This window comes from Paenibacillus sp. GCM10027630, assembly GCF_042676305.1.
GTDB lineage: Bacteria > Bacillota > Bacilli > Paenibacillales > NBRC-103111 > Paenibacillus_S.
The window spans coordinates 54,291-67,963 of the sequence record NZ_JBHTGY010000094.1; the positions used below are offsets into that span (position 1 = coordinate 54,291).

Annotated in this window: 11 protein-coding genes; 6 read left to right on the plus strand and 5 right to left on the minus strand. The window is 46.4% G+C overall.

What is annotated here, in order from left to right; translation table 11 throughout:
- Positions 1-3: 3 nt before the first annotated feature.
- Positions 4-1,416, minus strand: a complete 1,413-nt coding sequence (gene uxaC / locus ACFQ0C_RS35100) for a glucuronate isomerase (RefSeq protein WP_379373995.1) — start codon at positions 1,414-1,416, stop codon at positions 4-6.
- A gap of 45 nt (positions 1,417-1,461) precedes the next feature.
- Positions 1,462-2,961: a tagaturonate epimerase family protein gene (locus tag ACFQ0C_RS35105; RefSeq protein ID WP_379373997.1), complete on the minus strand. Its 1,500-nt coding sequence runs from the start codon at positions 2,959-2,961 to the stop codon at positions 1,462-1,464.
- 306 nt (positions 2,962-3,267) lie between these two features.
- Here ACFQ0C_RS35105 and ACFQ0C_RS35110 point away from each other — a divergent pair, with 306 nt between their 5' ends.
- Positions 3,268-4,116 (plus strand): helix-turn-helix domain-containing protein, encoded by an 849-nt coding sequence (locus ACFQ0C_RS35110; RefSeq protein ID WP_258217591.1) that lies wholly within the window; start codon positions 3,268-3,270, stop codon positions 4,114-4,116.
- 133 nt (positions 4,117-4,249) lie between these two features.
- Here ACFQ0C_RS35110 and ACFQ0C_RS35115 read toward each other — a convergent pair whose 3' ends face one another.
- The gene (locus tag ACFQ0C_RS35115) at positions 4,250-4,711 is read right to left on the minus strand and encodes a hypothetical protein (protein ID WP_379373999.1); all 462 of its coding nucleotides are present in this window, start codon (positions 4,709-4,711) and stop codon (positions 4,250-4,252) included.
- A gap of 279 nt (positions 4,712-4,990) precedes the next feature.
- Here ACFQ0C_RS35115 and rluF point away from each other — a divergent pair, with 279 nt between their 5' ends.
- Entirely contained in the window at positions 4,991-5,692 is a 702-nt protein-coding gene (rluF, locus tag ACFQ0C_RS35120) for a 23S rRNA pseudouridine(2604) synthase RluF (RefSeq protein ID WP_379374001.1), read from the plus strand.
- Positions 5,693-5,789: 97 nt separating this feature from the next.
- Here the strand turns inward: rluF and ACFQ0C_RS35125 are convergent, their stop codons facing one another.
- On the minus strand, positions 5,790-6,488 hold the full coding sequence (locus ACFQ0C_RS35125) for a response regulator (protein ID WP_379374003.1): 699 nt from the start codon (positions 6,486-6,488) through the stop codon (positions 5,790-5,792).
- 226 nt (positions 6,489-6,714) lie between these two features.
- On the opposite strand from ACFQ0C_RS35125, the gene ACFQ0C_RS35130 reads away from it, so the two are divergent.
- Complete coding sequence (locus tag ACFQ0C_RS35130; protein WP_379374005.1) at positions 6,715-8,745, plus strand: sensor histidine kinase; 2,031 nt, start codon at positions 6,715-6,717, stop codon at positions 8,743-8,745.
- 17 nt (positions 8,746-8,762) lie between these two features.
- Here ACFQ0C_RS35130 and ACFQ0C_RS35135 read toward each other — a convergent pair whose 3' ends face one another.
- Complete coding sequence (locus ACFQ0C_RS35135; RefSeq protein WP_258217596.1) at positions 8,763-9,629, minus strand: AraC family transcriptional regulator; 867 nt, start codon at positions 9,627-9,629, stop codon at positions 8,763-8,765.
- Between the two features lie 204 nt (positions 9,630-9,833).
- Here ACFQ0C_RS35135 and ACFQ0C_RS35140 point away from each other — a divergent pair, with 204 nt between their 5' ends.
- Genes ACFQ0C_RS35140 through ACFQ0C_RS35150 form a run of 3 tightly spaced genes read left to right on the plus strand, consistent with a single transcriptional unit; the run spans position 9,834 to position 13,636 of the window.
- A complete protein-coding gene (locus tag ACFQ0C_RS35140) occupies positions 9,834-11,009 on the plus strand; it encodes a galactokinase (RefSeq protein WP_379374008.1) in 1,176 nt (391 codons plus the stop codon).
- Positions 11,010-11,037: 28 nt separating this feature from the next.
- Positions 11,038-12,024, plus strand: coding sequence for a UDP-glucose 4-epimerase GalE (gene galE, locus ACFQ0C_RS35145; protein ID WP_379374010.1), 987 nt, complete (start codon positions 11,038-11,040; stop codon positions 12,022-12,024).
- A 37-nt stretch (positions 12,025-12,061) separates the two neighbouring features.
- Positions 12,062-13,636 (plus strand): UDP-glucose--hexose-1-phosphate uridylyltransferase, encoded by a 1,575-nt coding sequence (locus tag ACFQ0C_RS35150; protein ID WP_379374012.1) that lies wholly within the window; start codon positions 12,062-12,064, stop codon positions 13,634-13,636.
- Positions 13,637-13,673 lie beyond the last annotated feature (37 nt).

Genomic DNA, 13,673 nt, shown 5'->3' on the forward strand with positions numbered 1-13,673 from the left:
AACTTATTTATTGAAATTGAAGTATTGGTTTGCATTGTTGAACGAAATGTTTTGGATCATGCGGCCAAGTGTCTCCATATCGTCAGGAGCTTCGCCGTTTTCAACCCATTGTCCGATCATATCGCATAACAATCTTCTGAAGTATTCATGTCTGGTGTAAGACAGGAAGCTTCTGGAGTCTGTCAGCATTCCTACGAACCGGCTCAATAAGCCCAGGTTAGCCAATGCTTTCATTTGCTCAAGCATACCGTCGATAGTATCCAGGAACCACCATGCTGCACCCAATTGGATTTTTCCAGGGACTCCGCCGCCTTGGAAGCTGCCGATGATGGAGCCTAATACGTAGTGATCCTTTGGATTCAAGGAGTACAGGATCGTTTTTGGAAGCTTGTCTTCTGAATCCAACGCATCCAGCAATTTAACAATCGGATAAGCAACCGAATTGTCATTGATGGAATCGAATCCGGTATCAGGGCCGATTTTGTTAAACATACGGGTGTTGTTGTTCCGGTGAGCATTGATGTGGAACTGCATTCCCCAGCCTAGCTCAGCGTACAGCTTGCCCATGAATACTAACGTGTATGTTTTGTATTTCATTTCTTCTTCGAGACTTACTCCATTGCCTTGAAGAGCTTTAGCGAATATAGCTGCTGCTTCTTCTTTTGTTGTATCCGCGTAAGCTACGTAGTCAAGCGCATGGTCAGAAACCTTGCCGCCAACCGAGTCGAAGAAACGAATGCGGGACTCAAGAGCTGCAAGAAGCTGATCGTAATCGCTAATAGCTGATCCGTAAACTTCACCCAGCTTTTCAATCCATGGCAAGTAAGTTGCACGATTGATTTCAAGCCCTTTGTCAGGACGGAAGGATGGCAGAACGTCTACATCGAAATCAGGCAATTCTTTGATTTTGATATGATATTCCAATGAATCCGTAGGATCATCGGTAGTGCAGATAACGCGAACATCGGATTTTTTGATCAAATCACGCGCGCCAAAGCCTTCACCGCTCAATTGAGCATTAACTTTTTCCCAGATGGCAGGAGCGTTTTTCTCATTAATGATATCGTATACGTCAAAAAAGCGCTGAAGCTCAAGGTGTGACCAGTGATAAAGAGCATTACCGATTGTTTCTGGAACGGTTTTGCACCATTCGAGGAAGCGGTCGTAGTCGGTTGCGCCTTCGCCGCCGGTTACATACTTTTCTTCCGCACCGTTAGCGCGCATAGCTCTCCATTTGTAATGGTCGCCGTACAGCCAAGCCTCGGTAATATTTTTGAAGGTTTTGTTCTCATAAATTTCTTGAGGGCTTAAGTGACAATGGTAATCGATAATCGGCATTTCTTTGGCAAAATCATGATATAAACGGACAGCCGTTTCATTAGATAGAAGGAAGTTTTCATCCAAAAACTTTTTCATAATATGTGTGCACCACCCATTAGAATTATTGTTTTGCAGCGGGTATTATTTGCCCAGCAATTGGATGTGTTTACCGATATGGGAAATTAATGATTGCTCATAAGCTTCCTCTTCTTCGCTTAAGGTACGGAAGAATTCATCTGCAAACAATGAGTTGCCTTGTGCATCCTTAGCTTGCAGCAAAATACCGTAAGTAATATGAATCAATTGACGTGCATTATCTTCATCCATATAAGCGCTGGACAAGTCAGCATCCTTCACTTGATCCAATGGAGCAATTTTGCTCAAATCAGTTGTAACATGGTAGTAAGCAGCTGCTTCATTAAAATGCTCCAAAGCGTATTGGTGCATTCTGCGGTACAGGTCAGGCTTCACTTTGGCAACCGTTCTTACTGCTTCCAGCCAGTTCGTTCCAGCCGTTTTTACGTGGAAACGACCTTTGGTGTATTTACCGATGATCGGGAATACGCTGAATTTGTCGCTGCCGGAGTGAATGCTCAGCTTGTATCCGAAGTCGTCAGCAAGACCGGCATGGATAACCATTTCTTTCTCGAATTGTGCGATGTCGCCGATGTAGTCGATTCCTTTTTGGAACTCGCCGATAAATCTTGGTGCCATGCTGTATACCGTTACTCCGCGGCTGTACAATTCCTTAGCGATCAAGAAATGAGCCTCAGGAGCTGTTGGAGATGGAGTTTCGTCGATAGAAATTTCAAAGTCTACGTCGCGGCCAAGGTTTTTGATATAAGTAACAAAGATATGCTCCATAAAGTCGATCGCTGCGCCGTATACCAGTACGATTTCGACCAGGTTCTCTTTGCTGAAAGTAATGGAGTTTCCTGCAACCTCGAACGTTTGGTTCAAGTAACGGGACTCGTAATGATTGCGGGTTGCTTCAGGCAGCAGGTTGTACTTAGCTTCACGCTCGGCTGCAGAGATGTTTTCTACGCTGTTGTCGATATTTTCAGAGCAGTCCAGGGTGATCATTGTGAAGCCAAGGTCCAGAGACATTTTGATGTCAGCTTCAACCTTCAAGTGGTCGCCGTCGGCGCCAAAGCCGTCTTTGTAGCCTTCTTGGAACACGGCAAATACGGCACCGTTCAGTACATCATTGTAATCGCGCTTGGTCAGCGTAATTTCACGGATACTTTGCTGCGCCAAAATCGGATGAATGTTTTTGCCTGCTACAGTTTTAATATGTCCTGAAGAAGCGATGCCCAGACGATCGCCAAGACCGATAGTTGCAACTTGGGTACCGAATGCGCGAGGCACGGTGTAGTCGAAATATTTGTTCAATACCAAACGGTTCGCAGTAACTAGCGGGCATACTTTAACGCCGCCGTTGTTGTCGCCTTGCAGCTCGTCGAACAAAGGACCCTCGCCAGTTGCAAGAATATATTTGGTATTGTCGCTTTTGATCATTAGAAGTTGAACATCACCAGATTGTTCGAATGAATGCGGATACACTTTTACATTGTCTGTTGCAACAATACCCGTTACGTTACCTTGTTTCATGGCCTCGGCAATAGCTTGAAATTTACTCATTTTAAAAAAAGCCTCCCTCAACGTTGCAACGGTCACACAGGCAAAGCTGTGCCAGCTGTCAACTACATTTTAATACTTAAATAATAACGCAAAATCATATTAGTTTCTTCGCTTATCTTGTCCATTTTGGATATCTACATGCATATCTTGCTATGAAACCGCCTCCTTCTCTGTTACAATACAGAATAAGAAAGAATGAGTAATCTATTGTTTGTTGAGAGTGCTCGTAGCATCATCATAGCATGGAGTGTTCACGTGTGCAATTGAGTTTTGAGGCCAATAAGGAAGGAAAGCGGGTGGATCATCATGAGCGAAACAGTCTCTCTAACCTATGGGTCGGAGGAAGGCGATTTTTATATGCAGCATATTAAGAGAACGGAGCCATTCGAGAGGACGAATCATTTTCACGGTACCTATGAAATCTATTATTTATTATCCGGACAGCGTGCCTATTTTATTAAAGATCGATCCTACTTAATATCACCGGGCGATCTTGTATTTATAAACCGTCATGATGTGCACAAAACTTCCGATGTAGGACAGCCGGGTCATGAAAGAGTCGTTATCAATTTCAGCGATGCTTTTATAAGCAAGGACCATCCGTTGTATCATTCTTCATTGTTCGGCGTCTTTCAGCAGCCGGCTCATGTGCTCAGTTTGAAGCTTCAGGACCAGATTTTCGTTCAAACCATAATCGGCAAGCTGAACAAAGAGCTAAAGGAAGAAGCAACCGGTTTCGAAACCTACATCAAGCTTCTATTGGTGGAGCTGCTGCTGTTCTCTAGCCGTTACGCTGAACGTCATGATGCCGTTCCTTTCGAGCATGCAAGTCCTTTGCATAAAAAAATATCCGAGATCGTCCAGTATATTAACAGCCAGTACCATCAACCTATGACTTTGTCAGGGATGTCCGAGAAGTTTTATATGAGCCCTTATTATATGAGCCGAACCTTTAAGGAAATTACCGGCTTTACGTTCATCGAGTACGTTAATATGACGCGTATTCGCGAGGCTCAGAAGCTTCTGCGGGAGACGGAACGCAAAATTATCGACATTGCCGATTCCGTGGGCTTTGAGAACATCGCTCATTTTGGCCGCATGTTCAAAAAGCTCAGTAAGCAGACCCCTCACGAATACAGGAAGCATCAACGTTAGTGGATGGAAGTATGAAAAGATGAATACAAAGCGTGGACACTGTTTTCCAAGTGTCGCAAGCTGCACATAGAGAAACCCCGGCCAGTAAGCTCATCGCATACACCGGGGTTATAAATCGTAGCAGGCTGTTGCTTTATTGAATCGGATCAGGTACCATTCCATTTTCCATGACTTGAGAATTGGTGGGCATGCTGGACATCTCTTTACCGAGCCTCTTCAGCTCCGCTGTATTATTGGATGCCATACGTCCGTTTTGAGCAACCTCAATCGGAATGCTGACCTGTTTAGGCTCGTGACTGGATAAATACTGCTTAATTTCAGTTGCTACCTTGGAAGCAATATCCGTTGCTGTAGAGGGAATATCACCTTTATCCTTAAAGGAGGCTTCATGCAAATACACATCAGTTAGGCCGTTTTCAGCTGTTTGGGTGGGGATACTGTAAGTGTATTGCCCAGTGGTCATAGGGTCTCGAAAGGTTAGTTCGTAACTGGAACCGTTCTTGACGGTCGTTTGAGTAAATCCTAATGCTGTCAATGTTGTATGAACATGAGAAAAAGGGCGGGTTACGGTCTGGGATTGCTTCTTGCGTGTCATTGCTTTCACACTCCTTATAATTGTTGTGTGCGCATGCCAGAGGCACAGCCCCGTTATTATGGGTATGTAATATTACCCCGATAGGGTAGATTTGAAACTATTAGCAGCTTTGGACTCTGACGTTCATGTCCCTGAGCATTTTCACTAGCTTCAGTAGATGCTGCTTGCTGCCTCATTAGACACAGGAACCATTGCTCCTCGATTATTAGGCCGTTTTTGTTGGAAACGATTGCCGTGTTATACTAGAGACAGTATATGGATAAGTGGAGTGACGAAACTATGAGAATCAATAAATATATAAGTGAAACGGGTTTTTGTTCCCGCCGCGAGGTGGATAAATTAGTAGAAGCAGGTCGGGTAACTATCAATGGCCGGCTAGCTGAACTGGGGAGTCAGGTGGAGGAAGGGGATAAAGTTCTTGTAGACGGACGTCCTGTCAGCGAGAAGAAGCCTTCTGTATATATTGCTTTAAACAAACCTGTAGGCATTACAAGTACGACGGAAAGCCATGTGAAGGGGAATATCGTTGATTTTGTTGGGCATACGGAACGGATATTTCCGATTGGCCGTTTGGATAAAGACTCAGAGGGGCTTATTTTACTGACTAATGACGGTGATATCGTTAATAAAATATTAAGGGCGGAGAACGATCACGAGAAGGAGTACGTGGTCATGGTGGATCGGCCGATTACCCCTATGTTTCTTAAGGGGATGGCAGGGGGGGTTCGCATCTTGGGTACAATGACGAACCCTTGTCAAATTGTCCAGCAGGGGGATCGGGTGTTTCGAATTATTCTCACTCAAGGATTGAATCGCCAGATTCGCAGGATGTGTGCTGCTTTCGGCTACGAGGTGCGGCAGTTAAAGCGGGTGCGTATTATGAACATACAGCTTGGAGGGCTGGCGACCGGGAAATGGCGTGACTTAACGAAGCTGGAGATGGATGAGCTGCTGCAGCGAATTGAACACAACCGGAGGTGAGGGGCTGCTTATGCAGCCCCATTAACCGTGAGTTAATTATAAAGCGCAGCTTCTGAAGTCAAAGCGGCAAACTAAGAACAACTGTATTAGTACTAAATCAAAGGCTGCTATTGAATTTATAGCCTACCCCGCGAACCGTCTGGATATAGAGAGGATCTGCAGGATCCTTCTCTATCTTTTTGCGAAGATTACTAATATGAACAAGCAATGTACGGGTATCGCCATTGCTGTCCACCCCCCATGCTTCCTTATAAAGATGCTGAATCGGCACTACGCGACTCGGCTTTTTGGCAAGCAATGCGAGCAGATCGAATTCTTTGGAGGATAGTTGAATCAAGGTTCCCTTTACCCACACATTACGCGTTAATAAATCAATCTCGAGACCAGGGAACGTCAGCTGCCCCAGCTCTTCTTTCTGCTGGTCCAGCTGATGCTTGCGCCGCAGATGTGCTTTAACCCTGGCAACAAGCTGGCTTGGGCTGAAGGGCTTGGTTACATAGTCATCGCCGCCGATACTCAGACCGAGAATAATGTCGGTATCTTCGCTTTTACAACTAAGGAACAGGATTGGAATGCTGTAAGTCTCACGCAGCTGTCGGCAAATTTCTATACCATCCATCCCTGGAAGTAGAATATCGAGAATGACAAGATCCGGAGTGAACTGCTCCATATATTCAAAAGCGCTAGGACCATTGTCCGTACTCAGCACTTCATAGCCTTCTTTTATTAAATACAACCGGATCAATTCGACAATTTCCGGCTCGTCATCAACAATCAGAATTTTTTCTTTTGGCACTTAGATATGATCCTCCTTTACCCTGATCTCAGATGCCTTGCCGGGTGCTCCTTGCATAATCAATGCTACGATTAACGAAAGAATATTTTGGGGAGCCTATGTAATAATATAGGTAACATTCTGAAGAAAGAAAGTGGTATCCATTTCCAGATTATACTTTCATTATATATGGATTACTGCTATTTTTGCTATCCTTTTATTAACGGGTTGCAGAGCCCAACTGGGATTGGTAGAAAGACAACCCTACGCAGGGAAAGAGGCAGTACGAGGCGAGCTCGATCTTCGCGGATGGGATTTCAACAAAGATGGAAACGCCGTATTGTATGGCGAGTGGGGTTTCTATTGGTCCGATCTGCTTCAACCGGAGCAGGCGCTTCTAACTGAACCTATTAGTGGGGAAGCAAAGCATTGGCTGCGGATGCCGCATTATTGGAACGCTTATCGGATGGGGGATCGGATGCTTTCGGGAAGTGGCTACGCTACCTTTCTTCTTAAAGTATCGATTGATCCGTCCTCTCGCGTACTTGCAATGGAGATACCTGCGATACTAACGGCTTTTAAAGTATGGGTAAATGGAGAAATGTTGGGTGAAGCCGGAAAAGTAGGCATAAATGAAGAGACTTCGATGCCGGGGTACAAGCCTCAATTAGTTTATTTTCCGCAGGCAGGAAATACCGAACTTAACATTGTGCTGCAGGTTTCAAATTTTGACCATCGGTTAGGAGGAGTATGGAGCGTTCTGAAGCTCGGGGATGCTCAAAAGCTGTCTGTTCATCACAATAACGATATGGGATTCGAGCTATTGCTAGTTGGCGGCTTGTTCGTTATGGGTTTTTATCAATTTGGCTTATTTCTGATTCGTACTAATGAACGAAGCTCGCTTTATTTCGGTACAGTGTGCCTGCTGCTCGGGCTGCGCGCTTTGTTTGTTGGGGAAGGCTCGATCTATCAGCTATTTCCGAACCTTCCTTGGGAAACGGGGGTGCGGGTCATGTACCTGTGCTATTATTTAGCTATTCCTGTTGGTGTCCGTTTCTTTCATTCCTTGTACCCGGATGAAATGGGAAAGAGAGTTGTGCGCATTACCGGGTGGTTCGGGGGCCTGTTTGGAATGGGGGTCATTGTGCTTCCTACTCGAATCTTTACATGGACGCTGCAGACCTATCATTTAATTACTGTGTCCATATGCATTTATATCATGTTCTGTCTTTTAAAAGCATGTATGAATAAGCGAGACGGGGTTGGCTTCGCGGTTATCGGTCTATCTGTGTATACATGCACAATAATTGTAGATATTGCCTATTATAATCAATGGATTTATGTAGGAGATGTATCGACCTTTGGACTGTTGTTTTTAGTTCTCATGACTTCTTTTATCATCAGCATGAAATCGTTTAAAGCGTTTGCTGCTGTAGAGTCGTTGTCGCTTCAGCTTCAGGAGCTGAATATGGGCCTGGAGCAGAGAATCAAAGAGCGAACGGCCGAGTTGGAAAGCTCTAATGCCACTCTGGAGAAAATGAACACAGACCTTGGGCGGCTCGAAACATCCCGGCGACATTTGCTAAGCAATATCTCTCATGACCTGAGAACGCCAATGACTCTGATACAAGGTTATGTGGAAGCACTCATTGATGGCGTTGTTGCTGATCCGGAGCAGCAGAATAAATATTTGCGCCTTATTTTGAACCGTATAAACGGGCTCAATAGGCTGATAGCCGATTTGTTCCAGCTTTCGAAGCTTGAGGCGCGGCAGCTTGATTTCAACATGCAGGAGATGTCGATCGAAGAATTTGTGGCTTACTATGGCGATAGATATGAAGTAGATGTGAAAAATGCCGGGGTTCGGTTCAATCATAATGCTTATATACCAATGCCTTTAGCAAGTAGTATTAGTGTTGTACGAATTGATATTGACAGGATAGATCAGGTGTTGACGAATATTATCTATAATGCCATCAAGCATACTCCTCAAGGCGGTTTGATACATCTACAGTTTATAGTGGATGGACCCACGTTGGTAGTAAGGGTTAGAGATAACGGAAGCGGGATTGAACCAGAGGATGTGCCGTTTATTTTCGATCGCTTCTATAAGAAAAGCAAATCCCGCAACACCTCCGAAGGAGGCAGCGGCTTAGGGCTCTCTATCGCTAAGGAAATCATTGATTATCATGGCGGCAATATTTGGGCGGAGAGCCAGATTGGACGTGGAGCCTGCATAAGTTTTATGCTGCCTCTTCGCACGCCCTCGCCATTGTAATATGGATTGCTATTGGGTTAAAGATGCTTCATCGCAGTTCGATAATCTGTCGGGGAAATCCCGTATAGCCTCTTGAACTGTTTAGAGAAATAGAGCGGGTCCTGAAATCCGACAGATGAGGCGATCTGCTCTATGGTCAATTCCAATCGTTCCCTGAGCAGCAGTTTTGCTTTATCAATCCGCAGCTTTAGCAAAAAAGAGACCGGCGTGAGACCGGTTTGCTTTTTGAACAGTGTTGACAGGTAAGCGCGATTGTAGCCAAGCGCTTCGGCCATGAGCTCGATAGTAATGGGCTCTGCATATTGTGTGGACAAGTAGTGGAGAGCTTGTTGAACAATGTGCTCGGTGACGCTGCTCTGCTGCGGATTGCTCTGCTGCTGCGGCTGCAGAGCTTCCGAATATTCCGCCAGCAGCAGGTGAAGGTAGCCGGTTGCTTTGAGGTTAGCATTCGGCAGTCTTGTTTGAAACGCCGCCTGTACTTGATGGTACATTACGCTGATATTGCGGCTGCGTCCTGTATGAACTATAGGCTGCTGCGAGGAAAGACCGATCTGGCTCAGCAGCACAGAGGCCCGCTTTCCTTCAAAAGCCAGCCATCTGTAGTGCCACGGTTCTTCCTCGTCCGCTGTGTAACTGATAAGCTTGCCAGGTTCGATAAGAAAGCTATCCCCGGGGCCTAGCTTGTAAGTAATACCCTGGCATGTATAAGTTCCCCTGCCGGACAGGATATGGTGGAGCAAATAATAATCGACTACCTTGGGTCCGGGCTTATGCCCGGGCTTTGTTTGGCTGCTGCCTGTAAAGAGCACGACGCAATCATCTTCAATCGGCTGCGGGTTAGAAACGACATAATAACTATCTTTTCGATGAGCACCTTCGGACATAGCAAAGTCTCCTTCCGATTTTGCAGTTCAACGGTTTTAAGTATATCATGAATTTGCGATACAACTTATTCAATAACTGACATTTTTCCATGTGGTGATAACATCGTTCCATAGCGGAATGTACAGCCTCGCATTATACTGAAGGCATGATGCAGCACTCAAAAGCTTGAACAGCAAAACCAATTTGAATAGGCGGTGTTACTATTGGCAGATTTGCAGGCATTACAGCAAACTTTTGAAGAACAGTACGGACGTGTTGGTGCGGGACCGGTTCACGTGTTTCATGCACCGGGCAGGGTTAACTTGATCGGAGAGCACACCGATTACAACGGAGGTTATGTATTTCCGGCTGCATTGACCTTTGGCACTACGATGCTAATTCGCAAACGCGGTGATGACCAGATTGGATTTGCCTCAACCAACTTTACTTTACACAAACAAATTTCCATTCACAATATAGCGTTTGATTCCTCCGATGACTGGATTAACTACCCGAAGGGAATTATCGCTAAAATTCAGGAACAGGGTTTGTCGGTAGGAGGCTATGATATTTTGTACAGCGGTGCTATTCCGAATGGCTCCGGGCTGTCTTCCTCGGCTTCTATTGAAGTTGTGACAGCCTTCGCATTATTAACCCTAGAAGGGCATGATGTGGATAAGGTTCAGATTGCCTTGTTAGCGCAAAAAGCTGAGAATGAATTCATGGGCGTTAATTGCGGGATTATGGATCAGTTTGCGGTAGCTATGGGCAAGCAGGACCACGCGATTCTGCTAATGTGCGACACGCTGGAGTACAAGCATGTACCCTTCCAGAGCGGTGAATACAAGCTGGTTATCGGCAACACGAACAAGAAGCGCGGATTAGTCGATTCGGCTTATAATGAAAGAAGAGCTCAATGTGAGCAAGCGGTAAAGTACCTTCAAGCGCAATTTACGCAATTGACTTTGCTGGGCCAGCTAAGTCTGGAGCAATTCAATGGGGCGCAGCATCTGATCCCGGACGAAGTCGTACGCAAGCGGGCTCAGCATGTTGTGGAGGAAATTGACCGTGTGCTGCGGTCGATGGAGGTGCTGGAGCGAAATGATCTGAACGTGTTCGGCCAATTGATGATTGATTCTCATAACTCGCTTCGCGATTTGTACGAGGTGACTTGCCTGGAGCTTGATGTAATGGTGGAGGAAGCTCTGAAGGTACCGGGCGTACTGGGTTCGCGGATGACAGGAGCAGGCTTTGGAGGGTGTACCGTATCTTTGGTGCATCAGGATAGTGTGTCTGCATTTATAGAGCAGGTAGGAGCCGCATACACCGAGAAGGTCGGCTTAACCGCAGACTTCTATGTGTGCGATATCGGTGATGGAGTGAAGGAAGTTGTAGCTTGAATTTCTAAACAACTGGGGAGGTAGAATCATGGCTGTATTGGTGACAGGCGGAGCTGGATACATCGGTTCGCATACAGTGGCGGAGCTGTTAGCCCGCAATGAAGAGGTAGTGGTAGTTGATAATTTGCAGCAGGGTCACCGGGAAGCGGTATTGGGCGGCAAGCTGTATGAAGGCGATATTCGCGACGCGGCATTTATGGATAAAGTATTTCAAGAAAATGAGATCGATGCGGTGATACATTTTGCAGCCAATTCATTGGTCGGAGAAAGCATGCAGAATCCCGGCAAATACTACCACAACAACGTATACGGCACTTTATGCTTGCTGGAGAAAATGAATGAGTATGGCGTAAAAAAGATCGTATTCTCATCCACCGCGGCTACTTATGGGGAGCCGGAAAATTTGCCTATTCTCGAAAGCGACCGGACGCTGCCGACTAACGCTTACGGTGAAACGAAGCTGGCGATGGAAAAAATGATGCGTTGGTTCGATGTAGCACATGGCATCAAATATGTCTCGCTGCGCTACTTCAATGCCGCTGGAGCTCATAAGAGCGGACGTATTGGGGAGGATCATGCGCCTGAGACTCATTTGATCCCTATTATATTGCAGGTGGCGTTGGGTCAACGCCCGCATATTTCTATCTACGGTGAAGATTACGCTACACTGGATGGCACATGCGTCCGCGACTATATTCATGTCACCGATTTATCGGACGCACATATTCTAGCTGTTGCCAAGCTGCGTAATGGCGGCGAAAGCAGTGTCTATAACCTTGGCAATGGCAAAGGGTTTTCGGTTAAGGAGGTTATCGAGATTGCCCGCAAGGTGACGGAACATCCGATTCCAGCTGTTGTGGAAGCGCGCCGCGCAGGCGATCCGGCAACTCTTGTGGCTTCGTCTGAACGTACGAGAGCAGAGCTCGGCTGGAAGCCGCAGCACGATAGTCTGGAGCAGATCATTCAGACGGCATGGGCATGGCATCAAGGCCATCCTAACGGCTACGCTAACTAAGCGCAGTGCTTAAGGAACGGATAGGAGGAGCATCACGATGGAAGAAGCAATAGAAAGGCAGGCGGCTGCTGCGCAGGATATTGAAAAGCTGATTAAGTTCGGCATTCGGCGCAAGCTGCTGAGCCCGATTGACAGCTACGCTGCACGCAATGCACTGCTTGAGCTGCTGCGGATCGACGAACCTTATACAGGAGAGGTTGAGGAGCCTGCTTCCGAGAGTGTGGTGGAGCTGCTCGAGCCCTTGCTCGATTATGCCTCTGTGACAGGCATTCTTGCAGATAATAATACGACGCTGCGCGACTTGCTGGATGCGAAAATAATGGGCTGCTTGATGCCGCGCCAGTCAGAGGTGGCCAACCGTTTCTGGAGCATCTCCAGTCAACAAGGTGTGGAGCGGGCGACCGATGATTTCTATCAGCTCTGTATGGATTCTAACTACATCCGGATGGACCGGATTGCCAAGAATCAATACTGGCTTGCGCCGACGGAATATGGCGATTTAGAAATCACGGTTAATTTGTCCAAGCCGGAAAAGGATCCTAAAGAAATTGCGCTGCTGAAGACAGCGCCTCAAAGCAATTACCCCAAATGTCTGCTCTGTATCGACAATGTCGGCTATGCAGGCCGGATTAACCATCCGGCAAGGCAGAATCTGAGGGTCATTCCTCTGCAGCTCGATGGAGATGCGTGGTACCTTCAGTATTCGCCTTACGTTTATTATAATGAGCACAGCATTATTTTCGATCAGCAGCATAGGCCGATGAAAACATCGCCTCACACCTTTTATCGGTTGCTTGATTTTATCGATCAATTTCCGCATTATTTCATCGGCTCGAATGCCGATTTACCGATTGTAGGCGGGTCGATCCTTAATCACGACCATTTTCAGGGCGGCAAGCATAAGTTTGCCATGGAAAAAGCTCCAGTTGAGCACAGCTTCACTAGCCCGGAGTACCCGAATGTAAGACTCGGGATCGTCAAATGGCCGATGTCGGTCATCCGTATGTCGAGTCATAATAAAATGCTGCTGCTTAAGCTGGCGGAGACGATCTTGAATGCGTGGAAGGGTTACAGCGACCAGGGTCATGAGATTATTGCCTACACGGAGCAAGCTGGAGTGAGCATTTCACATAATACAGTAACCCCTATTGCTAGAAATAATGCGAGCGGCGAATATGAGCTGGATCTTGTCCTGCGAAACAATCGTACAAACGAGGAGCATCCAGACGGCATATTCCACCCTCATAAAGAGCTTCACCATGTTAAAAAAGAGAACATCGGCTTAATCGAGGTCATGGGCTTGGCTGTACTGCCGGGTCGACTTAAGGAAGAGCTGGAGCTGCTTTCTGAAATATTGACAGGCAATCTCCCGTTTGATGGAAAAATCATCGATCAACCGGATCATCCTCTATACAAGCATACAGTCTGGATCGATGAACTGATCTCTGCACATGGCAGCAATCTCACTGCAGAGGCGGCTCAGAGAGTGCTGCAGTCCGCAGTGGGGCATAAATTTGCCGATGTGCTTAGGGATGCGGGTGTTTATAAACGTAATGAGCAAGGTATCTCCGGGTTCATAGCTTTCCTTGATTCAATAGGCTTCAGGCGATAATCATACGGTTGGTTGTGACGGTGTTAGAGCTTATGAC

Coding starts and splice junctions, on each gene's coding strand:
- uxaC (WP_379373995.1), bottom strand. CDS start 1,416: ATGAAAAAGTTTTTGGATGAAAACTTCCTTCTATCTAATGAAACGGCT.
- ACFQ0C_RS35105 (WP_379373997.1), bottom strand. CDS start 2,961: ATGAGTAAATTTCAAGCTATTGCCGAGGCCATGAAACAAGGTAACGTA.
- ACFQ0C_RS35110 (WP_258217591.1), top strand. CDS start 3,268: ATGAGCGAAACAGTCTCTCTAACCTATGGGTCGGAGGAAGGCGATTTT.
- ACFQ0C_RS35115 (WP_379373999.1), bottom strand. CDS start 4,711: ATGACACGCAAGAAGCAATCCCAGACCGTAACCCGCCCTTTTTCTCAT.
- rluF (WP_379374001.1), top strand. CDS start 4,991: ATGAGAATCAATAAATATATAAGTGAAACGGGTTTTTGTTCCCGCCGC.
- ACFQ0C_RS35135 (WP_258217596.1), bottom strand. CDS start 9,629: ATGTCCGAAGGTGCTCATCGAAAAGATAGTTATTATGTCGTTTCTAAC.
- galE (WP_379374010.1), top strand. CDS start 11,038: ATGGCTGTATTGGTGACAGGCGGAGCTGGATACATCGGTTCGCATACA.
- ACFQ0C_RS35150 (WP_379374012.1), top strand. CDS start 12,062: ATGGAAGAAGCAATAGAAAGGCAGGCGGCTGCTGCGCAGGATATTGAA.